The following is a 24,471-nucleotide window of genomic DNA, read 5'->3' on the forward strand; positions in this document are numbered from 1 at the left end:
TTAATTATTGGAGGGCAATTATATCATTTGCACATCTGGTCTGCTGTCTTCCATCGGAAAAAGGGTGGATTCCGACGGAAGAGTGAAAGTTGCGCTTAATAAAATTCTACTTTTGTGCTCACCGTCATTTTTGTTGGTCTTGGAGGCGGTGAATCGGTCTTCTGCACCGTCAGTTGGCACAGCGTCGGTACGAGCTGTTCTGAGTATTTACAGGAATTTGTGGCGATGAATCCACCTGAGTTACCCGAGAAATTTGTTATCTTATAGTCTAGAGGCCGCTCATGACTATCTGCATAGGTAACTTCGTTTTTTGAAAGTATTTTATCTTCAGATAGAAATACTGAACGAACCAAATTTGATTCTTTATCATAAAAATGTTCAGATATTTTACCTCCTAAATAGAATGTATCTTTTATCATCCCATTAGAATTTAGTGTGTATTCCATCTTGTCACCATTTTCATTTACTGTATGAAGGTTGCAGTCCTTAGACAATTCTATGAAAAATGGCTTCCCATTTTTTTGCCCCTCAAGAATACCACCATTTAATTTCAGCTGAAGAGAGTAGCCCTCAGTTGGCCTATTAATAGTTAAATTCTCAACGCAAAAACCATTATCAAATTCAAGCTTGATCTCTTGAATTTCCTTTCCATTAGCTACAACATGTTCATCTAGTGATTTTATTGGACCTTTTACGGGATTGAAATCGAATATGGTTGATAAGTTATATAGTATAGGAATGTAATTATCATTTGCATTTGCTATTCCAGAGAAAAACAAAGCACCAACTAGGATTGCAAGCATTTTACTCATTTTGTCCTCTTGTTTATTTTATGCTTTAATCATCTTGGGTATAGTTTTGAAATTAACTTGCGCCACAATGAATTTTTTTTAGTGTTGGTGGATGAGTTAGCCCAAGATGGATTTTTCAGATCACTCGGTAATAAATATTTGTGATCATCATCATCGACAATAACTGCATCAAGCTTGTTCGCTATCTGTAACATCTTACAATATAAGGCCTCGTCGGGTTGCTTGGTATAAATTCGCCCATCATCCCAACCAAGCCAGGATTCATCATGTGACGGATGTCCACTCCATATAGCAAAGAAACCACCATTCTTTTTATCTATTGATAATTCTTCATCATTATTAATAAGCTGAATCCATTGTTCACTTTTAATTGGATTACTTGCGCTATCAAACCAATTTTCTGTTCTTACGATATGAAGTTCCCAGCCCATGAACACCTCCATTTGTTGATGAACATTGCCATACATAGAAATGTTCAAGCGAAAGTCTGAAGTTTATGTCGTGAGTATGCCCCCAAACAATACGAAATCAAGCAGCTTCAATGATCAGGTATATTTGCAGGCAAAAAAAGCTGCCCGGACAGAACGACAGTGACCTTCTCCCCATTGATTAACTCATTGCGACTTTAATCATTCTGCACCCGTGATGAGAACTGCTGCTAACGCCCGCACCTCGAGCACGGCAATGTCTACGCAAAGCAGAAAAGCCCTTACTTCTAGACAGAAATGTCCTGTGAATTTCCTGACAGCCTTGCGGTATCTCCGTGCAAGGGGCGGTCGCCAAGATCATTTATTATCTTACCTTCGCCAAGATTGCTCTGAACAGTTCGATGGTCCTCCAGATGTCATCCTGTGTATCTCCATCCCAACCAGGAACTGTGTCCAACTCAGCTTTGAGCTGCTTTATGAGGATATGTGCATCTGCAACTTCATCATTTCGACATTTTAATGCAATACGAGGTATCGCTGTCGAAGGGAGATTGGATTGAGGTGAAGGGTTGGTATATTCGGCTGCAATTAGTTTCTGTAATTTACGCATATGCTCAATATATCCGGAGGAGGGTTGGGATAACAGAAGTTATGCTACATAGTAATTCTTCCTGAAAAAGGAAGCCAAGAAAATAGCCGAATCCTAATCTTCCGCTCTCCGCTCATAGCTGACAGTCAGGCTTAATCGTACCTTGCTACAAAACATAACCCGAACGCATTAAACGTATCGAAATTTTTACGATTGGTTCCGAATTAGCTGTTAACTATATGAATTTAAAGGCTAGAGAAGTAAGGTAATGGAAGATGTTTTTGGACGTGATATTGATTTAATTATTTGATTTTAAAGTAAAAATTCTTTTAAATCTGAAGGGGAAATCATATTCGGTTTCTTTTTAATTTGTCTGAGATGCAGATACTTGGACTAAATTTCTACCTTGTCCCCGAGTTTAGTCAGGAACCTAAAGCCAACTTTCTTGTTGATGGCAAAAATAGTTTCCTTGAAATACTCTTAATCAACTGAGTAGGTATTTTCGAACAAATAATGATACTTGTTTCTTTAAGCGTGTTTTTAACGGCATTGCCAGCAAGACAGATATAAATCAGTGTTTTGACACTATCATCTTTGACACCATAATCTCCCATAATAGCTATTGCAGTGGACCCGCGTGAATAATGTCACACAGAAATAGCGCTGACATAATCACCTGTTCTTATGCCAAATCAAACATCATCCGGTGGTTGAATGTTTTACTGCATACTCTTCTTTGCTGACAGGAGTATAAGAATGATTGATCACACCGGATTCTGTGTCACCAATCTTGAAGACAGTAAACTGTTTTACACGCAAGTTCTGGCAAGCTTTGGTCATATTGTCCGGCTTGAAATCCCGGATAGGGCAGCAGGTTTTGGTCCTGCCCGACCCGATGAAGGGGCAGATCCAGGAGGCGCGTTTTGGATCACTCAGGGCACTCCCTCCACGCCCCGGATGCATCTTGCCTTCAGTGCAAAAAACAAAGAGGAAGTAGACGAATTCTACAGTATCGCGCTGCGGGCCGGTGGAAAAGATGATGGTGAGCCGGGATACAGGCCTCAGTATCACCCCGGATATTACGCCGCGTTTATCCTTGATCCTGACGGATACAATATTGAGGCGGTTTACCACGAGACACGATAATGACTAACGGCGCGGAGGTGTTTGGATTATCAATGTCGCGGCGTTCCACGGCATCGCATGATGCTGTTTTGACTGAAACGTAAAAGACAAAACCGAGCTTAGCTGCCCGGTTTTGTCTGTGAGGAATTACCACTCCCAACGCAAGCCAGCATTTACCTGCCAGTTAGTGTTGATATCTCCGCCAGAGGATTTTTCCAGATCGAGATAGAAATGAGAGTCTTTATTTTCTGTTAACTGAATATTGGTACCAATACCATAGGTTATCCAGCTATCTTTCCCATCTTGGTTATTCACCAAAACGGTATCTTTACCCCGAACGGTGACATTACGATCACCGGCAAATTCGTGCAGCAAATCAGCTTTTAGATAAATATCATTATTGCTATTTTCCTCAAATCGATGGCCGACGCGCACCCCAGCGCGACCAATAACACTGTTAATATCATCTTGATTTACCTGCAACCCACTGTTGGTTGCGTAATTGGCCTTATTAATATGTGTGTAAACCAACTGCCCTTGCGGCTCGATGAAATTGCCACTGCTGAGTGAAAACTCACGACCATATTCCACACTCGCACTCCAGGCTCCCTGACTTGTTGCCCCATGGCCAACAGTGCCGAGTACATTCTGATAATCGAAGTTACTCTTCAAATGGCTATATTTTAATACTAAATCAACATAGTCTTGCTTCTCTGGTCGATTCCATGAGCCATAAATACTCGCACCGTAGCTTTTATTTTCACCAGAGCCTTGGTCAAAGGTTGATTTACCATTCAGATAATGGGCAGCAAAACCTTTTGTCCAGATTCCACTCTCATATTCATCTTTATTGTCATAACCTAACTGATAAAAATTATATCGGTTTTTAAAATAACTCCCCTCATCACTTTTCATTTCACCGCCTTTATAACGCAGCCAAAGTCCATTTTCCTGCTGGTCATTTCTTAATTCCCCCAACCGCTTATTGAGGCTATCAATTTCAATACGCGCAGTGGCAGTCGCGTAATTAACACCGGCATTTGCCATGGCGGTATCACCACCCGCGCTTAATTTTTTTTCAACACTGGTTATATACCAGTTAGTACCATACTGGCTGGCTGGGTCACCATCTCTAATATCCGAACGAAGAATAGGTTTATAGTCATAAACATATTCGTTGTTGGCATCGATCTGATCGTAGGCTTTAAAACTGATATTATTCGCTGCATCGGCCACCCAAATATCTTCACTCAGGTCAGCAAATTTATTAACATTTAAAGCTTCAATATAGTGAGCGCCGCCGGTACTGCTGCTGACTACCTCAATAAAATCACTGCCATTCTTGCGCTGGTCATCTGTTTTACGGGTGTTCACATCAAGCAGAAAAATACCATTATTACCTTTTAGGTCATAAATCTTGATGCTCTCATTCTGGCTTTTATTCGTATGCAGATTAAAGCCATGCAGATTTACTGTACCGCTATCCTGTAGTGTTAAGGCACTGATTTCAGCATTAACCGCATCAGGTATCCATTGGGCTTTATTCATTAAAGTTACATCCAGTGTACCTGCCCAGGTATTATTGGCTTCATCATATGTATTGGCTTCAGTACCATGCCAGTAAGAATCACTGCCGTTTAATACTGCGGTGATACGACTCCCAGTACCAAACTGACTTCCTAAGTCGAGGTTACCCAATATATTAACTTGATAACGTCCTGTTTCGTTTAGAGTTACCTGTCCGCCACGTTTACCACTAACCGCATCACTTTTTGCTCCTCCCTCAGTATAAGACGTATTCTCTCCTAATAACTCCAAAAAGTTTTTAGCGTAAGTGTTTATATATATATCGCCATCATTCGCAGTAATTTGTGAGCCGACTCCGGTTGCGTACAAGCCATTATTCGCGATTGATGCAGTCCCAGAGCCATTAGTATCTAATTCAACCAGTGAATTAATATAAACCTTGCCATTAATGGCCACTTTCGAGCCGTTAGATACCATTAGAGCCGTACTGTTATGATGATATTTCTCGCCACCAATTGTTAAGTTGTTGGTGTAGCTAAAATTATTTAATGAAATGTTGTTTTCTTTATTGGCAGCTAAACCAAAAAATGCCGAATTGGAGCCGTCAGTAGTATCTTGCCCATGAATATCGATGGAGTAGTTCCCGATATCATATGTTTTTTGGCTAGTTTCTGTTTGGCCGAGATAAACTTCAAGGGGGTTGCCTGGGTTATTAACATTGGCTATTGCATTATAATTACTATCTTCCGCCAAAGCATCTGAGAGGTTAATTGATGACGGCCCCATAGAAGTAGGCGTATAAAATATTTCTCGCTCGGAAGCGATGCTATATCCGGGCCAGAGTATATTACTAATGAGTAACGATAATAATAATGGTTTAAATGAGTTATATGTGGTTCTTAAAGAATACATATTTATAAGCTCCTGATTGAAAGAATATAAATAGGCACAATAACTTTGTCACTTAGATGATATTATCCTAATAAGTTGCATTACATATGCGGTTTTAATTTTGAGAAGATAGAGAAAATATGTCAATACATAATGGTATAGAGAATACCTAACTTTACATAGTGATTATATTTGTTGTAATTGTAACTAGATTAGCAGGCTAATTATTGTTATTTATAATTAATTTAAGGTTGAGTTAAGGCATATTACTGGTTGTTGTTTGCGTGTTAATGTTATGTGGCTGTGGTTGCTTTAAGTGATGGCAATATGTTGCAATATATGATTCTATTTCAAATGTGATGACTTAATTCTTAATATTTATCATTAAAATCTGTATCCGAGAGTCTTTGAGTATGCGGGTTAGCACAGCCACAAGTTCAGTCTCGATAAACAGAATAATGCATTAGTGCAGAGGAAATTATAAGCATCATCACCGATGATGATGTAATCTAATTCATTATTGAGAATTACTATTGTTTAGCTGCTGTTTAAATTTGATCGGGCACTATTTAGCTAGGAATCGCACATATTGCTTCGAAGGATCGATGATGAAAGTAATCAGCCTCGCAACATCTTTAATATTTAAGTATATCTACCTGCATTGGCAGAAGATGTCTATAAAGCACCCATTAGCTAAATGTGTAGCCAACTATCAATAAGCCTTTTACTCCCTGAAATATACTGTGCTATTTAGTCTGTATTATTCAAGTTTCAACTAAGGTATTTTTATGAAAAATCACTCATTAGCAATTTTTGCTACATTGGTATTATCTGGCTGTGCCACAAAATGGGAGCCATTAAATAATCCAACGCTAACTCTCCAAGAAGCAAAGAAACTTTGTCATATGGATGCGTTAGCTCAATATCCAGTCAGAAATGAGGTAGCTACGAGAAGTGTTCAACAACCAACATTTTCAAAGTGTAATAAAAAAGACGATGATTGCTATAGCAATGGCTACAAATACGAGAAAGTCTTTGGTATTGAAAGTTACACCATGGATGTTAACGAAAATAGTAGAAACAGTGTATTTTTGGCCTGTATGGGACAACATGGATGGAAAAAGCTAAGTTTGTTAGAAGAGTATTTCTGAAGCGCCCGCAATCAAATTTGTTATGTCGCATAAAGTCATAAGAATCCTCGCGACTGATCCAAGCAACAATTATATGTCAATGACGCTGGGTTCAACCAACAGTGGCTCATCGCCAGCAGAAATGTTGCCAGTGTGCCTTTTGACTTCCTTTATCTGTCGCGGTGATTAATATAGTGCGGATGAGATACTTTTATCCTTTGTCCTTGATTTTATAAGGCTAAAACATCTCTGCATTATTCCACCAATGCACAAACCACACAGCTAATATCCCAATATAAAAAGCACTCAGGATAGTTGCAACAATCAGAATGATGATCACCAAATAAGTCTTCATTCCCTCTCCTTGAGCTATCTATAAACGGGTAGTGAAGATGTTCAAATGACTTTACTGACCCAGTTCGCTATCGATTCATGATACATGCTTGGTGTATGGAATACCTATGATTACCTCAATAGTCAGGGTAATAGGAATTACATAAGAATTTGTCCATTCTCCCATTCAGGGTTAAAACGCAGCTTTTTCTGATTTATTTGCCACCAACTTCTCTGTGCTATTTAAATCAATGAGACCACTGGAATAAGGGCATCCAGGCTGCTAGGGGCTTTTATCTTCCGTGGGAATTTGGGGTCAATATCCATGTAGGCTCCATATACTATTCAAACGAAGGCAGAGCTTTAACATTAAACATCAGGATACTGAGTGAGTTGCGGCTAATTTAATCATAGCGGGTTTCGCCTACAGCATAGGAAAAATATTAAGCTAATTATCTTGTAGTGACGTGACGGAAATAAAACAGGTATCTGCTACGCCTCTCTGTTTTAGAATCATCGTTGGCGGTTGATTGCTAACCACGCGATTTTCAATATATCCGTAACCCTAACTTAGTAGGGGAAACTGCCTACATCCTATGTCTTAATACATAATTACTATAGAATCGACAGAGTGACAAATGTGACGAGATATATTTGAGGACATAAAGCATGGTTGCTAAATTTACTATGGAAAACATTGTCGGACTGGTTTTGGTCATCAGCTGTGTCATTGCGTTATTAATTGTCTCGATATGGGGAATGAGGCGGCACCGTTCCCGTTACAGTTTCATCTTAGAATTTGTAAGCTTCCTGCTGTGGTCTGTAATGGTGATTGTGGTGGGGAGAATCATCAATAATACCTTAGCAGATATAAAGGTAAACTTCGTCACTCCTAAGACGGTTAACTTTTTCTGTATGTCATTAATTTTATTAATGTTAATACGGAAGATGTTTAGGTTATTTGATGTGCTGGAAAAACGTCAGGTGGCAAAAGGGAGTGATATCACTAGCGCTAAAATTATATCGCGCATGCTAAAAATCATGCTCGTGGTGGCGGTGGTTCTGCTTTATGGTGAGCATCTTGGCATGAGTTTTTCAGGGCTGGTTACTTTTGGTGGTATTGGTGGTCTTGCTGTCGGTCTGGCTGGAAAAGATATTTTGAGTAATTTCTTTTCGGGTGTGATGCTTTATTTTGATCGCCCTTTTAATATCGGAGACTGGATACGTTTGCCAGATCGCCACATCGAAGGGGTTGTTGTTGAAATAGGTTGGCGGCTGACAAAAATAATGACATTTGAAAACCGCCCACTGTATGTTCCCAACTCCATGTTTACAGATATTAGTGTTGAAAATCCGGGTCGCATGACAAACCGTAGAATAAAAACCACAATTGGGCTGCGTTATGAGGACGCGGACAAAATCGGAACTATTGTGAATGAGATGCACAATTTTTTAGCCAATAATGATGATATCGATCACCAGCAGACCTTATTGGTGTATTTCAATGGATTTGGCGATTCTTCCCTTAATATCATGGTCTATTGCTTTACTAAGACGAAAGTCTGGGCTGAATGGTTATCTATTCAGCAAGCCTGTTATTTGAAATTTATCGATATAGTGCATAAGCATGGTGCTGATCTTGCTTTCCCCAGCCGTACGCTTTATATCGAAAATAGTGAGGAGTCGCCGAACATTTCGTCAGTACAGTAATTCTGATAGTATAAATTAACAATAAAGCGGAACACAAAAATGCTGATGCTCCATCCTCGAATAGCTAAAAGCAGTGGTTATCTGAACGTGTAATCACTGCCACGAAATTAAAACGTTCCGTGGCTTTCTTTAATTGGAAGGAAAAAGTCATGAAAAATAAACACTGGTCACAGGTGGAGTACCTCCATCTTACTGTGAAGAATCCGAATATTCTGATCACCGGTCAGCATAGTTACTACAGTGACTGTTGGGATGACGGATTTGAAAATTCGGTGGTTCGTTATCTCCATGGAGACCACGTTAGCCAGCAATGGGAACCGCTGGGTCATATTGATCAACTTATTATCGGCGATTATGTCTGTATTGGGGCAGAAGCTGTGATATTAATGGGTGGGAATCATAATCATTGTATTGATTTTATTAGTCTTTATCCTTTTATGAGTAGAGTGAAAAACTCTTATCAATCCAGAGGGGATACTGTACTGAACGATGGTTGTTGGTTGGGTATGCGTTGTATGATTATGCCCGGTATTACCGTCGGCGAGGGGGCAGTTATTGCCGCGGGGAGTGTTGTCACAAAAGATATACCTCCGTATGCCGTCGCTGGGGGCAACCCGGCTCGGGTGATAAAATATCGTTTCTCTGAAGAAGTCATCACGAGAGTTATAAGGTTACAGATTTATAAACGACCGGATGATGAAATAGAAAAATTGATACCATTAATCAGTTCTGACGATATTTTGGCACTGGAAACAGCCTTGGCTGAGCTAAGTGAGTAAATAGCGTGAGAAAAATGAAAAGGTGATAAGGATACATTTTCAAATGGCAGAGGGCTATCTTGCCATGATAGATATTCGCCTTGACATGGATCCAGAAAAAGAAAAATCAAATTTTTATAAAAAAGTGTTGGTGCGGCCGCAAAATAGGGATTAGTGTGATAAAAGTCGGTTTTGCAATAGCGCTTATCCAATGAAATAAACCTCGCTTAGCGGGGTTTATTCGTTATTGAATCGATGTGTTCATCTTTATTTTAATCACAGCTCTCGGTGCGCGTTATCTCATTGAATAACATGAGAGATACCGGTATGAGCAATATTGCATCTAAACCCCATTATTGATTGCCCGGTGGAGAGGAGTCAGTATTCACGCAAATAAGATAGCAAGTCATAGGTTATTTCACTGATATTGACTTGGTGAAGTAACCTCGTAAGAAAACAGAAACCTAAGTATGCACAGTCGCGAAATATCGCTGACGGTGTGACTTCCTCAGAAGCCTATGATTAATTTCTAGGCTTTTTTTTTGTTCAATTAAAAGGTGTTTATTAATTATGACTATCAATTCAACTTTGAAATACCCAGTAGTGTTAGTTCATGGCTTATTAGGATTTGATAAAATAGCCGGAATTTATCCTTATTTTTATGGTGTTGAGGAATCACTGAAAAAAGCAGGCGCAGAAGTATTTGTCGCCACAATTTCTGCGACGAACAGTAACGAAGTCCGTGGCGAGCAGCTAGTTAAATTTGTCAAACAAGTCATGGTAAAAACGGGCGCGAAAAAAGTTAATCTTATTGGTCACAGTCAGGGGCCATTGGCCTGCCGTTATGTTGCTGCAACTCACCCAGAGCTTGTGGCTTCTGTCACCTCAGTTAATGGAGTAAACCATGGTTCGGAAATTGCTGATCTGGTGCGCTCGGCGCTAACTCCTGATCGCCTTCCTGAACAGATTATTAACATTATCATGTCAACATTTGGAGCCTTTATTTCTCTACTGAGTGGTAAGCCTTTCTTGCCACAGGATTTCATGGAGTCTATCAATGCTCTGACGACGGAAAATGTCGCTAATTTTAATGTTCAATATCCTCAGGGATTACCTGAAGTTTGGGGTGGTGAGGGGAAAGAGTTTGACAATGGGGTTTACTATTATTCGTGGGGAGGCGTTCTGGGCTATAACCCACTCACTGAAGGGTTGAATAACCTTGATCCATTGCACCATTCTCTGGTTGCATTATCCCTATTATTCACTAAAGAACGCGACCAGAATGATGGTCTGGTCGGGCGATATAGCATGCACTTAGGTAAAGTTATTCGTTCGGATTATAAATTAGATCATGTAGATGCAATTAATCAAACTGCTGGGATGGTGAGTAGCGATATAGATCCCGTTGCACTGTATGTAAATCATATTGAGCTTTTAAGGTCAAAAGGCCTTTAAATATCTCCCCTTTCTTTCACCGGAGGGGAATTAAGAGCTTTGTCCTCATCATCATGAAAGGGACTTAATGAGGCACTGTAGATAATACATAATAAAGCCACTTGCTTACTGGGCCAGTGGCTTTCTATTTATGTTCCATCATTCAGGTTAACGTGAGTTACTCACAGAATTCCTAACGAACGACAAGAACGGAGCACTTTGCGTGACGGACTACTGCTGCTGCAGTTGAACCCAGTAAATAAGTCATAATATCGGGTCGGTGTGAAGCAATGACAATTAAGTCGGCTCGGATGGAATCGGCTAGTCTCAGTATCTCGTCTTTTGGCGAGCCGGAGACAATGTGTTTTTTGATTCTCTCTTCAGGGATATCAAATTTATCAATAATTTCAGAAAATTTTGATAGCGCTTCGTTTTTAATCTGCTCTTGGCTAGGAGCTTCACCGGAGTAGGCTAAACCTAGAGAAGCGTAATAGGGGAACGCCGGAATGACTGTGAGAAAATGAACGTGAGCGACATCAGTTATATTCGCCTGCGTTTCAACATGCGAAATGAGTTGTTGGGTAAACTCAGGATCTGAGATGTCTATAGGTACCAAAATAGAGTGATACATACATCCTCCTATTTGTTTTATGACCCATATTCACTATAGCTGTTAATCTCCAGTAATGTTGTGCGATGAATATCAAAACTGGCCAGGTGACAGCTATTACTCCCAATACGCGAGTGAGAATGCCGACATTATCGGTGCAGATCATCGTAGGCAAATATTTTAGCCGGTATTTTAATCAAAACATAGAGAGCAGTAAGGCGACAGGCAGACTCAAGGGCCAGGTTATGCCGATAAGAAGTGATGATAATGCCCTTACGACCCAACTCTGGTCGCGGGTTAGGGGAAAGATGATGCAGGTAGAGGCAATAATGCCAATCAAGTAAATCCAGAGCAGAATACATCCGACATTCATGGGGCAATTTTCCTTCTCGATGAAAGGCCCTATTACTGTAAATATTGATCTTGATGGTTCAGTAACCTTGAACTTTGCTTATGGTATCTAAGCAGTAAAAAATATCATCATAAACCCCGGCTATTACCGGGGTTTTTTATTTATTGATGACTCATCGTGGCGAGTTAATTAAAGTCCGACCTCATTGATTTCTCGGCAAGATCTTCAACGGTACTATTATTGCAACGATTGAAGAATATGATTAGCTGCCGCCACTCGCAGAGGGTTAGGGTAGTTCTTATTCGCTAACATCACGATGCCAATCTTCTTTTCTGGGATAAAAACAATATAGGCGCCGAAGCCATTAGTGCTGCCAGTTTTATGTACCCAAGATGCGGACACGGCAGAGTATGGTGGCGTTAATGCTTTGATTTCATGGGGCTTCAAGGCGATTTCATTACTGCTGGCTGCAATTACTTCCTGTGAATTAATAGGCCAATTATACATTTCCCATCCTAGCCCCTGGAACATATTTCCTGCTTGGTAATAACGAGATTGGGCCGAAATAATGGCTTTCTTTAATGTATCATTATCAGCAAGAAGGCTATCTGGATCCATATTTGCCTGCATAAATGTCATCATATCTTGCGCTGTAGATTTGACTCCATAAGCTTCAGCATCCAACACTCCCGCAGTGACACGAACAGGTTGACCCTCTTTATAACCCCACGCGTAATTTGAGAGCATTGAGTCGGGAACCGTTATAAACGTATGTGTGAGTTTTAAAGGTTGGAAAACGTACTGAGTCATATAATCTTCAAACGACAGATTACTTTTCTTCACCGCCAGTGCACCGAATAACCCAATACTTGCATTGGAGTAATTGCGCATTTCGCCTGGTGCCCATTGCGGCTGCCATTGCTGATAATACTGCCATAATAACTTCATATTAGTGACAGAGTCTGGGATCTGGAGAGGAAGACCTCCCGCAGTGTATGTCGCCAGATTCAGCATGCTAATATTTTTCCACTGGTCGCCGGTTAACTCTGAACTGTATTTTGTCGCCGGATCACTGAGGTTAAGAATACCTGTTTGCTCAGCATATCCTCCGACGATGCCCGTAAATGTTTTACTGACTGAGCCGAGTTCAAATAGGGTATTTTCCGTCACAGGGCGATGACTTTTTATATCAGCCACACCATAGTTAAAGAACATTGGCTTTCCGTCATAAAATACAGCGACGGCCATACCGGGGATATCCTGTTTTTCGATCAGCGGAGTCAGGGTCTTATTGACAATAGTGGCTATCTGTTGCTGTGTGAGGCTCTGTTGCTCAGATGCATATAGCGGGGAGGCTGCAAGCATGGCAAGAATAAGAGAACGAATAATAGGCTTTTTCATTGTAAGGATATCTTCCCTGGATTATTAAATAATAGACAGTAATTTCTGTCTATATCCACTGTAGTCAGTACGTTATTCCATCATTGGACGTCACAGTGTAGTGCATCGGTAATAGAAATACTGACCTTGAATCACAATATAATGGAGGTGTTGGATTTGATGCCAGTCATTTTTTTAAGGGAAGGTAAGTGCGATTTTGAAATAGAGAAAACAATGAAGGCTACGGAATTTCCACAGTATTTATCTGGGTATGACTGTATTTAATAATGACTGTGCAATATTGAGTTTCAATAGCAGCGCTAGCCCCGACGCCTAATGGCTATCTGTGATGTCGGTATGACTTCGCTATTTCTCTGCTAAGCAGTCCTGTAGGATTCGTAACCTAACGTGGTATAGTCCAATTTTTACGGAAAATTATGCTGACCAATTCATCCATTCGTCTTAACAAATACATCAGCGAGAGTGGTATTTGTTCACGTCGCGATGCCGATCGCTATATCGAGCAGGGTAATGTTTTTATTAATGGCAAACGCGCTGCGGTTGGCGATCAAGTATATGTTGGGAATGTGGTGAAGGTTAACGGTCAACTGATTGAACCGCGTAACGAAAATGACCTGGTGCTGATCGCGTTAAATAAGCCGGTGGGTATTATCAGCACTACGGAAGACGGAGAGTCTGATAACATTGTTGATTTCGTTAACCACAGCAAACGTGTGTTTCCGATTGGGCGTTTAGATAAAGACTCGCAGGGCCTGATTTTCCTGACGAATCATGGCGACTTGGTTAATAAAATTCTGCGCGCCGGAAACGATCACGAAAAAGAGTATGTGGTGACGGTCAATAAACCGGTGACTGACGAATTTATTCTTGGCTTGGGTGCTGGTGTGCCGATGCTGGGAACAGTTACTAAAAAATGCAAAGTAAAGAAAGAAGCTCCCTTTGTATTTAGTATCACTCTGGTGCAGGGCCTTAACCGTCAAATTCGTCGTATGTGTAAGCACTTTGGTTATGAAGTTACTAAACTTGAGCGAACGCGCATCATGAATATCAATTTGAAAGGTCTGCCAATGGGGGAGTGGCGAGATTTGCGTGATGATGAACTGACGGAATTATTTAAGTTGATTGAAAATTCATCGTCTGATGAAAAGCCGCTAAAAAAAGCGAAGGCTAAACCTGCCGTCGATAAAAAAACAGTTATCAGCCGGCCGAAAACCGTCGAAAAATCCGAAAGTAACTCTACTGCCCGTAAACGTTTTACTCAACCTGGACGTAAGAAAAAGGGACGCTAAGTTCGCGTTATTTTCACGGTTCGCAGTGAATTGACAACATTGGCAGCCCTGTTAAGAGGGCTGTTAATTAAATCAGTCTAATGGCGTAAACATGGGCAGTAATACAGATAGCTTTATCACGTCCCCAGTAATCTCGGTAACGAGCCCGGTTTTTAATGGATTTATTTTAATAGGAAGGAGAGACTTCGAGACTTCAGATTTATCGGCTTAATTTGCTTTCTGGTGTAAGTTGACTCGATAGGAAAAATCGTACAATCAATATCGTCCTACTTCCTTTTAGTTTCGCATGACCTGCCAGCAAAAATATGAGGTACATTTATCCCGTAGGGCAGGTTGGGTTATTATTGTAATCAAAGCATCAGGTTTAGACCGTAAAGACTTTGAGAAGTCATTCAGTTTTATCACCATCACCATCAGCGTGGCGGTAGACTTCACCACAAATCAGTACCACATCGGGCCTTCTTTGATGAATTCTGGCCGCTACAGCCATGCACTCATGGCGTGTTGCATATACGTCGTCAGTCACGGGCAGAGCCTCACAGGCATCCATTCCGCAGGTGCTAACCAGTAAAACAAATCCTATGAGCATATATTCTCCTTATTTATAGGATTTATATGAGTATAGCGTGTTTACAGGAGAGGTCGCACACTCGTTTTATCTCGAAGTAATCGATATTCCCATAGGTGCTCAAAGATTAGCCAAACTCGGTAGTAGCAACTCTGGTCATAATAATGGCGCTTGCTATCAGGTGTAATAGTGAGGGTTTTTCTTTTAACATCCGGATAGAAATAACTCTCGCGAAGAGTCCGCTGGTTTTTCGCAGAGTGCAGCCACCGGGTTTACCTTGAATTGGTTTGTTATGAAAGTTAAATAGAGTTTTCACGGTGAGAAATTAATGGGATCTAAAGTTCGATAAGAATTTCAGGTTAATTAACATCTATATCGCGTGGCCTAAATATAATGAGGAACGGTACGGTTTAATAGTGTGGCGGTTGATGCTTCCTAAAATAGCGCCAATTTGGCATTATATAGACATGCATGTTTTTTGGGATGAATGATGAAACAGTTTCCTTTTGATAAACGTTACGAGATTGAAGATGCCAGCGGTATTGTTGAGTATTATATTGACGGTGATGAATATATTCGTAGTCAAGATGGTATTCCAGGCTATCGAATTGATGGTTATGAAGTGTATGAGCACAATGCAGAAGCCAAACTTGCCGGCTTCCTTGAGGGGAAACATATCACCACTCCGGATGCCGATATTCTGTTGACAATTTTAGATGAGCCCCACTCCGAAGACTAGTTTGCATGGGTTGATTTCTGGTTGCAGGCGCTGGGATATAAACGTTAGACGCAGCGTCTGAATAAGAAGACGCGACGTGATTACTGATAATTAATTTTTTGCAGAAGATGCTTTGCAGCCACCTGAAAACCGATTAACGTAATCTTTTCGTGATAATCAGCCGGAGCTTCAATGAGTCAGCAAACTATGACGTTGTATACTGATGCGGATTTTTTCAGCCCTTATGTCATGTCCGTCTTTGTGTCACTGACAGAGAAAGCACTTCCTTTCACACTGAGTGCCATTGATCTCTCTGCTGGTGAGAACTTAGGTGACGCATTTGGCAAGTTATCGGCAACTCGCCGTGTGCCTACGTTGATTATTGATGATTTCCAATTATCTGAATCTTCAGCTATTTCTGAGTATTTAGAAGAGCGATTTCCTTCACCGGGATACGCGAGAATCTATCCGCAGGATAGGCAAGAACGCGCTAAAGCCCGTGAAATTCAAGCATGGTTGCGCAGTGATTTTATGTCGATTAGGTCTGAGCGCCCCACTGAAGTTGTCTTTGCCGGAATGAAAATGCCGTCATTATCTGAGGGAGGGCAACTTGCTGCTCACAAGCTTATTTCAGGTCTGGCACGTTTACTTTCAGATGGCCGAAAGAATTTGTTCAATGAATGGTGTATTGCAGATATAGATTTGGCGCTAATGCTTAATCGATTGGCGCTCAATGGTGATGAATTACCGGCGTATTTGCACAAGTATGCAAGTTATCAATGGCAGCGGCCTTCAGTGCGGCAATGGTGTACGTTGTCGCAAAAGTAGGTGCCGGCATTGCTGGCCTCACATCTCACATCAACACAGGCATAACCGATAGTTCTCTGTTGGGTGATTTTTATGAAAGTAATATAGATTTAGTGAGTCACCAATGGCCGCGTTGCTGATGGGGCTCTTGTTTATCCGCATTTGGCATTATCGGGAGGCGGGCCAAAATGGTCGAAATGGAGGCATTACTGCAAGAAGTTGCCGAGAGGCAAAGGAGTGAAAAGGGGGTGATAGGCTTGTTTGAGGCTGTGCCCTGACTCAGATGATGTTGAGCTACATGAGAGCTAGCAAAGGTAGCGAGCCGTCAAAAATTGCAGCACCGATATAGATAATAAAGAGTGAATAGAGAAAGAAATTGCTGATCATTTGACACCTCGGTTACCTATAGGGGTAAAACTTTTGGTCATGTCAGAGCCACTACAATATAGCATGTTAGTTGAATAGAAAACGTACAATAAATGAATAAATAATGAATTTATTGTTGCTTATTTGTGACGAAGTCGGGTTTTTTGCTAAATATAGCAGTCAAAGGTCAGATTTTGAGGGCTAATAAGAACATAAATTAAGCAAGAGGGAGAAGTTTTGGTTTATGGATGGAATTTATTGAATGTATTGTTTAATCAATCAGTTAGCTTCAATTGAAAACAATTTAACCAGCATATGAGCAGAGAGGTCGTAATTGTGCTACACTATGCGACCGATAATCAAGGATAAAACATGAAAAAAGTCTCAATCATTGCTCAGTGCTTAATAAACGCTAAGAGTTTCAGTGAGATGTCCGAAGCTGAATCCTCGATAAAAAAGGTTTTCAACGACAGTTACGCCGAACACTCGTTTGATGAATGGAATACTGATGTTTCTACGTTGAGTGCAAACCGTATTATCAGCCTGGTGGCTGGTGCTTCCAAGGTGAGGGTCAGAGGGTTGATCCAAGAATTATGGAATCACTGATACCAGACTTAGGGTTTCTAATAACCTGCCTACCATTTCACTACGCCAAGCATGCCAGCCATGCTGCGTGGTGAATGTTTCTCCCCCGTACCTTCTCATTTTCTGCTTGTTTCTTTCCATTGTCTCCTGCAAAGCCGGTTCTTTCCACTGAGGGAAATCAGATCCGGTAAAGATAATCTGCGTAACGCTGACCACTCCACGGTTTAATGCCGTCGGTTAACGTAATCTAATGAGGTTGTACAACTGAGAGGCGAGCGTATGTCATTTATTGATAGCATCAGAAAGTTGGTTAGCAGTGTCAAAGTGAAAATTAAGTGCCCGGATTGTGGTGCCACATCAGAACAAAGCACAGAAAAAGTGCATAAAAATACGGCATTAGTCTGCCCTAAATGCGGCTGCTTATTTTTGCCTAAAGACAAACACTAGCGGTGGCGATATTAACCAAAGATCATTGATGCCCACCGCAGTAGCATTAATGCACCACAGATGCAAAGTAACACCACAAACATTTTCCAATGTTTTGTATGTAAGCGTTTGGTTGCCATAGGCTTTTATTTTTACCTCGATAGATTTGTTTGATTTGAAATTGTTTTGCGGGATTTATTTGTTTACCGCAACTTAGGTATAGTAGCGAAAATTTATGGTGATGCGAGAGTGAGTTCATAGCGTTAAAGTATAATATGAGCTGCATCAAGAATATGACGAATAGGAATAATGAAACGATGGCTGCAATTCCACAAAAATATGAAAACGCCGAGCGTTGGGCTTTTGGTGATACCGAGCAAGTGGCGGATGATTTATTGGCGTTGGTCCTCAATGGCACTAAAACGGCTACCTGTGCGGCACTAGATGATGAGGGTGTCCCGCAGGCGGGTGATATATTTGTTGTGGTTAATGGCCGCAATGAGCCGGTTTGTGCAGTCGAGCTGACTGACGTCGAATTGAAAACCTTTGATCAGGTTGATGAGGCGCATGCTTTGGCTGAAGGTGAGGGCGATCGTACTTTGGCTTATTGGCGTAAAACGCAACAGCGTTTTTTTGAGCAATACGATATGTTTTCCCCAGATATGATGCTGATTTGTATGCAATTCAAAGTGCTGGAAACATTCTGATAGCGGAGTTTGTGCAACGAATAGCGAATTCGTTTTGGCAAGCGAGTCTTATTAAATGTAAATGAAAAAACCGCCACTCATAAATTTTAGCTATGGGGGCGGCTCTTTGAAGCATCAAGTTACCCTCATAACCCAGGCGTCTTGATGTCGGTCGTAATGTTTTTTATAGAGCAGCTTGTCTTTACCATCTAATGTTGCAGGAATACTGGTATTTTCGTCCCAACCATCCAGCTGCATACACAATTCCGGGTCCGATTTACACGGAATGCTGACGGTGTTTTCATCTTTACCCAATGGGGCGGATAACACTGCGTCGTCAACTTCGAAATTTCTGATTTTTACCACAGTTTTTCCCATAAAGACGCCTTCCTTACCGAGTGGTATGAGGTATGACCAGATTGGCCGCTTTATTGAGAATAGCCGAGCTTAAAAAAAGTGCCAGAAGTTGCCGCGAAAAAAAGCAATGTGCTGCTAGCAAGGGAGTTCAGCTAAGTTAAATTGATTGCGTCCATTCTTTTTAGAATAGTAAAGCGCTTGATCCGCCGTGAGCACTAAATCTGCTTGATCAGTAATGCCGCGATGCAGACGGGATTGATAGACGGTGACACCCAGGCTGATGGTGACTTTGCGAAATTTACTTTCACTGTGCTTGATACCCATAGCCCGGATAGATTGCAAAATGTGCTCTGCAACCAGACTGGCACCGTTTTGGTCAGTATCCGGTAAAATAGCCGCAAACTCCTCGCCACCATAACGCGCAACAATATCAGTGCTGCGCTTCAATGATTTACGTAATGCTCGAGCCACGAGCCGTAGGCATGCATCACCTGAGATATGGCCATAGCAATCATTGAAATTCTTAAAGTAATCAATATCAATCATCAAGACCGCTAATGGCGAGTCTGAGCGCCTTGCTCGCATAAATTCATGGGCTAGCACTTTTTTGAATTCTCGGCGATTAGGCAATTTAGTCAGCGAGTCTGTTCTGGCTTGAATTTCCAGGCGTCGGTTGGCCTTAATAAGCTTAAGTTCTAACAGCTTACGTTCATGGATGTCTTCGGCAGTGCCGTACCAGCACTCCACATTACCGTGATCATCTACACTGGGGACCGCGCGAATACGCATCCAATTCCACCCTTTTTCCACATGACAAAAACGTATTTCAACGTCAAGTGGTTCGTGTGTCTGCAGAGAGTGTTCCCAGCTTATCAGGGTAGGGTGACGGTCATCCGTATGGATGGTTCGAAGCCATCGATCAGCCAGTGCTTCTTCACGGGTTAAACCCGTGATTTTCTCAAAGCGCGAACTGACATTGGTGATCATTCCGTCTGGGGAGGCCGTCCAAGGGATTTGCGGGTTCAGCTCCACCATATTGCGATAATGTTGTTTACTGCTGCGCAGCTGCTCTTCCATCTTTTTCAACGCAGATATATCAATCATGGCGACACACAGGCCGCTTACCTGACCACTCGGGTATTTGGCGGCATTGATGCGCATGGAAAATACCCGTTGTTTCTCCAGCATCTGAAACTCAGCATTAGGGATACTCTCGTTACAGTAGGCTTTTAGCAGAGCATTTTGCAGAATAGGAATGAGACTGGGCAAGAAATCCGCCACGTTATGGCCATTCACTTCGACGGTTTTTTTACCTAATAACTCAGCCAGATAGTCATTTACCGTCAGGTAGCGCAAGGTGGTATCGATAAAACACAAGCCTGCTGGCGCACTGGAATAAATTGATTCCAACTCAAACAGATGTTTACTGGTTTGATAGGGTAAATTGCTGAGATTACGGTCAATTCCTCGATAACCTCTGAATTCCCCATTATCATCAAACAGCGGAATACCGCTGCTTTCGACCAAGACTTCACTGCCATCTGCGCGGATATTTCGGCTTCGTAACCCGGCAAAAGGGGCACGTTCTGCTGCAATTTGGGCAAATATTTTACCTGCCCGATCAGCTTCCTCTTCGGGCATAAAATCAAACGGAGTTTTACCGATCACTTCATGAGGACGGCGGCCCAGCAGCTCGATAGATTTTGCAGATGAAAACGTATAGCGGCCGGCAACATCAACTTCCCAGATCCAGTCTGAATTATTTTCGATGATATCCCGTAAGCTGTTCATTTCTTTTAACAGAGTAATGTCAGCTGATTTTTCCCGATTATCATAATCAGTCATGATGCCCACTCCTGTTTAATCGCGGCTTTCCTTAAGTAGAAGTCTGTCGGCTATTATTTAAGCCCGCAGATTGTATAACAGGGACAGATTTAGTACAGCTCAATCGGATTTTTCTTATCTACAAATTATTTTACGGAAATTATCATGCTGAGAAATAAAGGAAAATAGTTGCGAATAATTTTAATTTTTGGCAAATGTTCTCTCTTTAAAAATTAACAATTAATACACAAGTACCAAACTGACATTATCCTGATAGTCGCCAGGAGTCCGTTGGTTCTGATTGGGGTTAATAACGGCCCGATAAGGAATAGATTGTGGACTGCCGGTGCCCGACCCTGTTTGCATTGAAGTTGAGTTCCATAGCGTGGTGCCGGAAGCGCCCTGATACAGCTGATATTGCAAATAGTCAGTGGCAGTGGTGGCATTCAGTTTCATTTGTCGCCAATTGGTCACCGGGTTATCCCCGGGCGTGACATAAGTATTAAAAGTCGAGCCTTTAGTGCAGGTGAGGGTGATATTTTGGCTAACGGGGTTGAATTGGCCCACTAAAGCAAAACCACCGAAGTTCACATCTGGGGAGCTATTAATGGCGCAATCTTTGCTGACCACCAGGGTGACGGTGACAGTGGAGATATCAGTACCTGTTCCGTTTCCTGTCCAAGAGTTCGTGCAGATCCCCAGGGCACCCAGCAGTTTACAAATGTTGTAATTCCAGGCCAAATTAATCACATCTGTATAGGTTCCTGCGCTTATATTGGTATTGATAACCCCGTTAATACCTGTGCGAATATAGATAGGTAAATTTGCACTCAGTGTCCCTAAATTAATGGTTAACAGGTTTGAACCGCTATAATCCAATTTATTGCCGACCAGTAACGCCGGGCTAAATGTCCCGGTGCGATAAATAGAGTAGGGGATGAGGTCGCCAGCCGCGTTTTTGAGGTTAAGATTATTGGTTGTGCTGGATATTGTTGCGGATAATGTAAATGTACCTAATAGTGAAATAGATATTAATGCTCCGGTGCATGTCATGGCCGTAGTCCCTTGGGCATTGACCGCCGTGGTATTGGCGACCACCGACGAACTTGGCGGCAGAGTGACTGTGCCGGGGGAAAAAGTGCAAGAGTCAGCTTGGGCGGGAGGAGCAATAAGGCATATTAGTAATATCAGCAACGCGCCAATGAGCGAGCGATTATTTGCACCTTTCTTTCCGATTTTATGCAGAATCATATTTTCTCCATTATTTTCGCCAGTGTTGACTTATATACATTTCACGGTACCTATATGTTGTATCCCTGAATGGGCCTTCAGGCCGAATTGTAGGTTGCAATAAGCACCATTATCAGCTCGGATTATTTTCAATTTATTTTGTGGTTTCGCTTGCTCAATATAAGTAATGCCGTCCCAGCCGACATAACTGACGGGTTTGGGATCAGAGGTAAATACCGGGCTGCCTTTAGGCAAGTCTTTGCCGGATTCATCGGTAATATGCAGGATCGCGGCAGTAATTTGCTCCAGCGGGAAGTCGATTAAATAGCCACTGCGTTCACTAATTGCCAAACGTCGCTCAACTTCTGGCATGGTAACATCTGCCGGTAGGCTCATTGGGTCAATTTGGAATTTTGCCTGATAATAAGAAGTGACATTAGGAATTAATAAATAACCGTCATTATTGGTTGTGCCTATTAGCTGATTTTCGTAACTGACAGGGATTTGGCTAAAACCACGGGTTGATACCAGTGCGAAGGCATCATTGATTGTGTTGCTGGCATATACCCCATGGTTCATGACGACCAGTGATCCACTGACTTCGCCCCAGCTACGGTAATCGCTTGCATTGCCATAGATACCGACCCGGCTTTCCATCACCCGCGTTCGCCAGATGAGGTCAGCTTGCTGATAGCTGCTGCTTTCACCCGTGCCATTAGCATAGGCCAGATTCCAGCCCAGCCCGCCGTTGGTCGGGGTTGCACGGCTATAGTTGACCCGCTGGCTCCAGCTATTATTGGTGTCACGCATACTACTAATGCTCCCCGCGCCCCAATCACCGAGAGGAATGCTGAATACCATCTGCGCGTTATAGCCTTTGCTGCCCAGCTCCCGGTTGACCGAGAAATAAAAGCTGGTATTGCCCAATACGGAAGTGCTGTAGCTAATATTAACCAGCCGTGTGCGTTTCCCTAATGCATCACGGACATCAAAATAACCTGAACCGATAGCGCCATATGCCCCCAACCCCAGGCTTCCAGTGATTTGATCAGTCCGGCGACTGGGCCGGTATTCACTTTTATAATTTGCCAGATCACCGTAATTTTCGCTGCGGTTAATGCGCTGTGCATTTAAGCTGAAAAACGCATTGCTATAGCTGTAGCCCAGCGAGTATTGATTACCGCGCCCGCCGTAGCGCTGAGCGGAGGAAGATGGCGGTGTATTAACATCTGTTTCAGTGGGGGCTATCCCGCTCCCCAATACCTCATCACCGGCATGGCTGATACTGTAAGAACTATTCAGAACACCATAATTTCCGACACGTAAACTGACGCCACTTCCCGCGACATTCAACTGTCTGGCGACATCAGACCGGCCTTCCAGTGTCAGCCAAGGGGTCGCGCCGTAACGGAGCACTCCGCTGGCAACTAGGTCACCATAATCAGCAGAACGAATACCGTAGTTTTGGCGCAACATGCCGCTCGCCAGGCTGAAATCCCATAAGCCGGGCTTAAGCAAATCACTGGCAACATAGAAGGGGATTGAGGTGCTGACCTGGCGTCCTAATGCATCGGTGGTGACAACAGTCGCTTGGCCGGCACCATTGATTCTGGGGCCATTATCAATGACAAACGGGCCGGGGTTAACGGCGGTGGATTGAGTTCTGAAGTTATCAATATAGAGATCAACCGTGCTGGGGATGGCGGCCTGACCGGCAAACTGGGGCAGTGGATAAGTCACTAAGTCCGGGCGAATGGCAAAGTTACGTGATACCTGAAGCCCCCCCAATCGCACTGAACTGCTCCACGGGAGTGAGCCGGTTATCAGGTCGCCAGCCGTGTAGCTCAGCATGTGATTTTCATCATTTAATCGCCACTGAGTATCGTAGCGGATATACCCTTTTTCGACGGTAATGTTATCGGTATCCGTCAGGTTAGCGCGATAAATCCCGGTGTTACTGATCAAGCCGAAGTGGTCAAACAGGCGCAGCTCACTCCAGGCCGATGTATTACTGGGTTGGCCGCTATTATTCCCCTGACTGGCATAGACATCATAATTAAATAGCAGGCCGAGGCTGCTTTGCGCCCGTTGATAATCCTCTGTTGCGGCGAGGTTTACCCGCTGTTGTGGCAACCATTCGCTAGGGATATCAATGAGCAACTTCTGGCTGTCACCTTGATAGGTGACATGCACTTTATCCATAGTATCAATAGCAACGTCTGTCGTATTTAGAGCCGATGAGGGGAAACCCACCGCTTTTAACTGCTCAGGTGTCAGAAAATAATGTCCGTCGCGATACACCACGGGCACAGCTTCGCCGAAGTGACGCCCATTGACGACCAGCTCAAGATATAAGGTCGTGTCAGGCATCACCGCAGCTGATGGCGGAGGCGGCAAATCCCCCCCTCTTACCGTTAGTGGTATGAATACGGGGGATATCATTGAGGCATACATCAATGTCAAAATTGGCGACAGCCTAAAGTTGATCATCATCCCAGACCCTAGCGTATTGACA

23 protein-coding genes are annotated in these 24,471 nt (G+C 42.5%); 11 read left to right on the forward strand and 12 right to left on the reverse strand.

Annotated elements, in window-relative coordinates; all coding sequences use genetic code 11:
• Positions 1 to 95 precede the first annotated feature (95 nt).
• Both F0T03_RS09530 and F0T03_RS09535 read right to left on the reverse strand, forming a co-directional pair.
• A complete protein-coding gene (locus tag F0T03_RS09530) occupies positions 96 to 812 on the reverse strand; it encodes a YnfC family lipoprotein (protein WP_159678048.1) in 717 nt (238 codons plus the stop codon).
• A 29-nt stretch (positions 813 to 841) separates the two neighbouring features.
• A complete protein-coding gene (locus F0T03_RS09535; RefSeq protein ID WP_145555496.1) occupies positions 842 to 1,243 on the reverse strand; it encodes a hypothetical protein in 402 nt (133 codons plus the stop codon).
• A 1,342-nt stretch (positions 1,244 to 2,585) separates the two neighbouring features.
• On the opposite strand from F0T03_RS09535, the gene F0T03_RS09540 reads away from it, so the two are divergent.
• Positions 2,586 to 2,975: a VOC family protein gene (locus F0T03_RS09540; RefSeq protein WP_159678051.1), complete on the forward strand. Its 390-nt coding sequence runs from the start codon at positions 2,586 to 2,588 to the stop codon at positions 2,973 to 2,975.
• A 126-nt stretch (positions 2,976 to 3,101) separates the two neighbouring features.
• Here the strand turns inward: F0T03_RS09540 and F0T03_RS09545 are convergent, their stop codons facing one another.
• Positions 3,102 to 5,393 carry an autotransporter family protein gene (locus F0T03_RS09545; protein ID WP_159678053.1) on the reverse strand — a complete coding sequence of 764 codons (2,292 nt, stop codon included), beginning with the start codon at positions 5,391 to 5,393 and terminating at the stop codon, positions 3,102 to 3,104.
• A 767-nt stretch (positions 5,394 to 6,160) separates the two neighbouring features.
• Here F0T03_RS09545 and F0T03_RS09550 point away from each other — a divergent pair.
• The 4 genes from F0T03_RS09550 (at position 6,161) to F0T03_RS09565 (ending at position 10,758) form a co-directional block, all read left to right on the forward strand.
• Positions 6,161 to 6,523, forward strand: a complete 363-nt coding sequence (locus F0T03_RS09550) for a hypothetical protein (RefSeq protein WP_145555499.1) — start codon at positions 6,161 to 6,163, stop codon at positions 6,521 to 6,523.
• A 981-nt stretch (positions 6,524 to 7,504) separates the two neighbouring features.
• On the forward strand, positions 7,505 to 8,545 hold the full coding sequence (locus F0T03_RS09555; RefSeq protein WP_159678056.1) for a mechanosensitive ion channel family protein: 1,041 nt from the start codon (positions 7,505 to 7,507) through the stop codon (positions 8,543 to 8,545).
• Positions 8,546 to 8,694: 149 nt separating this feature from the next.
• A complete protein-coding gene (locus F0T03_RS09560) occupies positions 8,695 to 9,324 on the forward strand; it encodes a CatB-related O-acetyltransferase (protein ID WP_159678058.1) in 630 nt (209 codons plus the stop codon).
• Between the two features lie 549 nt (positions 9,325 to 9,873).
• The gene (locus tag F0T03_RS09565) at positions 9,874 to 10,758 is read left to right on the forward strand and encodes an esterase/lipase family protein (protein ID WP_159678061.1); all 885 of its coding nucleotides are present in this window, start codon (positions 9,874 to 9,876) and stop codon (positions 10,756 to 10,758) included.
• 172 nt (positions 10,759 to 10,930) lie between these two features.
• Here the strand turns inward: F0T03_RS09565 and uspF are convergent, their stop codons facing one another.
• The 3 genes from uspF to ampC form a co-directional block, all read right to left on the reverse strand.
• Entirely contained in the window at positions 10,931 to 11,368 is a 438-nt protein-coding gene (gene uspF / locus F0T03_RS09570) for a universal stress protein UspF (protein WP_145555503.1), read from the reverse strand.
• A gap of 175 nt (positions 11,369 to 11,543) precedes the next feature.
• Positions 11,544 to 11,720, reverse strand: a complete 177-nt coding sequence (locus tag F0T03_RS09575) for a GhoT/OrtT family toxin (protein WP_145555504.1) — start codon at positions 11,718 to 11,720, stop codon at positions 11,544 to 11,546.
• 216 nt (positions 11,721 to 11,936) lie between these two features.
• On the reverse strand, positions 11,937 to 13,100 hold the full coding sequence (ampC, locus tag F0T03_RS09580; RefSeq protein WP_159678063.1) for a class C beta-lactamase: 1,164 nt from the start codon (positions 13,098 to 13,100) through the stop codon (positions 11,937 to 11,939).
• Between the two features lie 416 nt (positions 13,101 to 13,516).
• Between ampC and rluF the strand changes: the two genes are divergently transcribed.
• Positions 13,517 to 14,389: a 23S rRNA pseudouridine(2604) synthase RluF gene (gene rluF, locus F0T03_RS09585; RefSeq protein ID WP_145555506.1), complete on the forward strand. Its 873-nt coding sequence runs from the start codon at positions 13,517 to 13,519 to the stop codon at positions 14,387 to 14,389.
• Positions 14,390 to 14,777: 388 nt separating this feature from the next.
• On the opposite strand, the gene F0T03_RS09590 is transcribed toward rluF, so the two are convergent.
• Positions 14,778 to 14,978, reverse strand: coding sequence for a hypothetical protein (locus tag F0T03_RS09590; RefSeq protein WP_159678066.1), 201 nt, complete (start codon positions 14,976 to 14,978; stop codon positions 14,778 to 14,780).
• A gap of 469 nt (positions 14,979 to 15,447) precedes the next feature.
• Between F0T03_RS09590 and F0T03_RS09600 the strand changes: the two genes are divergently transcribed.
• The 4 genes from F0T03_RS09600 (at position 15,448) to F0T03_RS21615 (ending at position 17,880) form a co-directional block, all read left to right on the forward strand.
• Positions 15,448 to 15,696: a hypothetical protein gene (locus F0T03_RS09600; RefSeq protein WP_145555577.1), complete on the forward strand. Its 249-nt coding sequence runs from the start codon at positions 15,448 to 15,450 to the stop codon at positions 15,694 to 15,696.
• Positions 15,697 to 15,867: 171 nt separating this feature from the next.
• A complete protein-coding gene (gene yfcF / locus F0T03_RS09605; RefSeq protein ID WP_159678068.1) occupies positions 15,868 to 16,503 on the forward strand; it encodes a glutathione transferase in 636 nt (211 codons plus the stop codon).
• Between the two features lie 717 nt (positions 16,504 to 17,220).
• On the forward strand, positions 17,221 to 17,454 hold the full coding sequence (locus F0T03_RS09610; RefSeq protein ID WP_025378460.1) for a hypothetical protein: 234 nt from the start codon (positions 17,221 to 17,223) through the stop codon (positions 17,452 to 17,454).
• 258 nt (positions 17,455 to 17,712) lie between these two features.
• Positions 17,713 to 17,880 carry a YnfU family zinc-binding protein gene (locus F0T03_RS21615; protein WP_215727477.1) on the forward strand — a complete coding sequence of 56 codons (168 nt, stop codon included), beginning with the start codon at positions 17,713 to 17,715 and terminating at the stop codon, positions 17,878 to 17,880.
• A gap of 11 nt (positions 17,881 to 17,891) precedes the next feature.
• Here the strand turns inward: F0T03_RS21615 and yniD are convergent, their stop codons facing one another.
• A complete protein-coding gene (yniD, locus tag F0T03_RS21690; RefSeq protein WP_246169945.1) occupies positions 17,892 to 17,999 on the reverse strand; it encodes a small membrane protein YniD in 108 nt (35 codons plus the stop codon).
• 177 nt (positions 18,000 to 18,176) lie between these two features.
• Here yniD and F0T03_RS09615 point away from each other — a divergent pair, with 177 nt between their 5' ends.
• Complete coding sequence (locus F0T03_RS09615) at positions 18,177 to 18,566, forward strand: ASCH domain-containing protein (protein ID WP_145555509.1); 390 nt, start codon at positions 18,177 to 18,179, stop codon at positions 18,564 to 18,566.
• Positions 18,567 to 18,680: 114 nt separating this feature from the next.
• On the opposite strand, the gene F0T03_RS09620 is transcribed toward F0T03_RS09615, so the two are convergent.
• The 4 genes from F0T03_RS09620 to F0T03_RS09635 all read right to left on the reverse strand — a co-directional run bounded on the left by F0T03_RS09620 (position 18,681) and on the right by F0T03_RS09635 (position 24,449).
• Complete coding sequence (locus F0T03_RS09620; RefSeq protein WP_145555510.1) at positions 18,681 to 18,923, reverse strand: DUF1480 family protein; 243 nt, start codon at positions 18,921 to 18,923, stop codon at positions 18,681 to 18,683.
• A 114-nt stretch (positions 18,924 to 19,037) separates the two neighbouring features.
• A complete protein-coding gene (locus F0T03_RS09625; protein ID WP_159678071.1) occupies positions 19,038 to 20,747 on the reverse strand; it encodes a sensor domain-containing diguanylate cyclase in 1,710 nt (569 codons plus the stop codon).
• A 219-nt stretch (positions 20,748 to 20,966) separates the two neighbouring features.
• Positions 20,967 to 21,977 (reverse strand): Csu type fimbrial protein, encoded by a 1,011-nt coding sequence (locus tag F0T03_RS09630; RefSeq protein ID WP_159678073.1) that lies wholly within the window; start codon positions 21,975 to 21,977, stop codon positions 20,967 to 20,969.
• A 30-nt stretch (positions 21,978 to 22,007) separates the two neighbouring features.
• Positions 22,008 to 24,449 (reverse strand): fimbria/pilus outer membrane usher protein, encoded by a 2,442-nt coding sequence (locus tag F0T03_RS09635; RefSeq protein WP_159678075.1) that lies wholly within the window; start codon positions 24,447 to 24,449, stop codon positions 22,008 to 22,010.
• Between the last annotated feature and the right edge of the window lie 22 nt (positions 24,450 to 24,471).

The sequence above is a fragment of the Yersinia canariae genome, from assembly GCF_009831415.1.
Lineage (GTDB): Bacteria > Pseudomonadota > Gammaproteobacteria > Enterobacterales > Enterobacteriaceae > Yersinia > Yersinia canariae.

Bases quoted from the DNA above. Each gene is read 5' to 3' on its own strand.
- rluF (WP_145555506.1), top strand. From the start codon at position 13,517: ATGCTGACCAATTCATCCATTCGTCTTAACAAATACATCAGCGAGAGT.
- ampC (WP_159678063.1), bottom strand. From the start codon at position 13,100: ATGAAAAAGCCTATTATTCGTTCTCTTATTCTTGCCATGCTTGCAGCC.
- F0T03_RS21615 (WP_215727477.1), top strand. From the start codon at position 17,713: ATGTCATTTATTGATAGCATCAGAAAGTTGGTTAGCAGTGTCAAAGTG.
- yfcF (WP_159678068.1), top strand. From the start codon at position 15,868: ATGAGTCAGCAAACTATGACGTTGTATACTGATGCGGATTTTTTCAGC.
- F0T03_RS09530 (WP_159678048.1), bottom strand. From the start codon at position 812: ATGAGTAAAATGCTTGCAATCCTAGTTGGTGCTTTGTTTTTCTCTGGA.
- F0T03_RS09615 (WP_145555509.1), top strand. From the start codon at position 18,177: ATGGCTGCAATTCCACAAAAATATGAAAACGCCGAGCGTTGGGCTTTT.
- F0T03_RS09555 (WP_159678056.1), top strand. From the start codon at position 7,505: ATGGTTGCTAAATTTACTATGGAAAACATTGTCGGACTGGTTTTGGTC.
- F0T03_RS09590 (WP_159678066.1), bottom strand. From the start codon at position 14,978: ATGCTCATAGGATTTGTTTTACTGGTTAGCACCTGCGGAATGGATGCC.
- F0T03_RS09600 (WP_145555577.1), top strand. From the start codon at position 15,448: ATGAAACAGTTTCCTTTTGATAAACGTTACGAGATTGAAGATGCCAGC.
- F0T03_RS09560 (WP_159678058.1), top strand. From the start codon at position 8,695: ATGAAAAATAAACACTGGTCACAGGTGGAGTACCTCCATCTTACTGTG.
- F0T03_RS09565 (WP_159678061.1), top strand. From the start codon at position 9,874: ATGACTATCAATTCAACTTTGAAATACCCAGTAGTGTTAGTTCATGGC.
- yniD (WP_246169945.1), bottom strand. From the start codon at position 17,999: ATGGCAACCAAACGCTTACATACAAAACATTGGAAAATGTTTGTGGTG.
- F0T03_RS09620 (WP_145555510.1), bottom strand. From the start codon at position 18,923: ATGGGAAAAACTGTGGTAAAAATCAGAAATTTCGAAGTTGACGACGCA.
- F0T03_RS09575 (WP_145555504.1), bottom strand. From the start codon at position 11,720: ATGAATGTCGGATGTATTCTGCTCTGGATTTACTTGATTGGCATTATT.
- F0T03_RS09625 (WP_159678071.1), bottom strand. From the start codon at position 20,747: ATGACTGATTATGATAATCGGGAAAAATCAGCTGACATTACTCTGTTA.
- F0T03_RS09610 (WP_025378460.1), top strand. From the start codon at position 17,221: ATGAAAAAAGTCTCAATCATTGCTCAGTGCTTAATAAACGCTAAGAGT.
- uspF (WP_145555503.1), bottom strand. From the start codon at position 11,368: ATGTATCACTCTATTTTGGTACCTATAGACATCTCAGATCCTGAGTTT.
- F0T03_RS09540 (WP_159678051.1), top strand. From the start codon at position 2,586: ATGATTGATCACACCGGATTCTGTGTCACCAATCTTGAAGACAGTAAA.
- F0T03_RS09635 (WP_159678075.1), bottom strand. From the start codon at position 24,449: ATGATGATCAACTTTAGGCTGTCGCCAATTTTGACATTGATGTATGCC.
- F0T03_RS09535 (WP_145555496.1), bottom strand. From the start codon at position 1,243: ATGGGCTGGGAACTTCATATCGTAAGAACAGAAAATTGGTTTGATAGC.
- F0T03_RS09545 (WP_159678053.1), bottom strand. From the start codon at position 5,393: ATGTATTCTTTAAGAACCACATATAACTCATTTAAACCATTATTATTA.
- F0T03_RS09630 (WP_159678073.1), bottom strand. From the start codon at position 21,977: ATGATTCTGCATAAAATCGGAAAGAAAGGTGCAAATAATCGCTCGCTC.
- F0T03_RS09550 (WP_145555499.1), top strand. From the start codon at position 6,161: ATGAAAAATCACTCATTAGCAATTTTTGCTACATTGGTATTATCTGGC.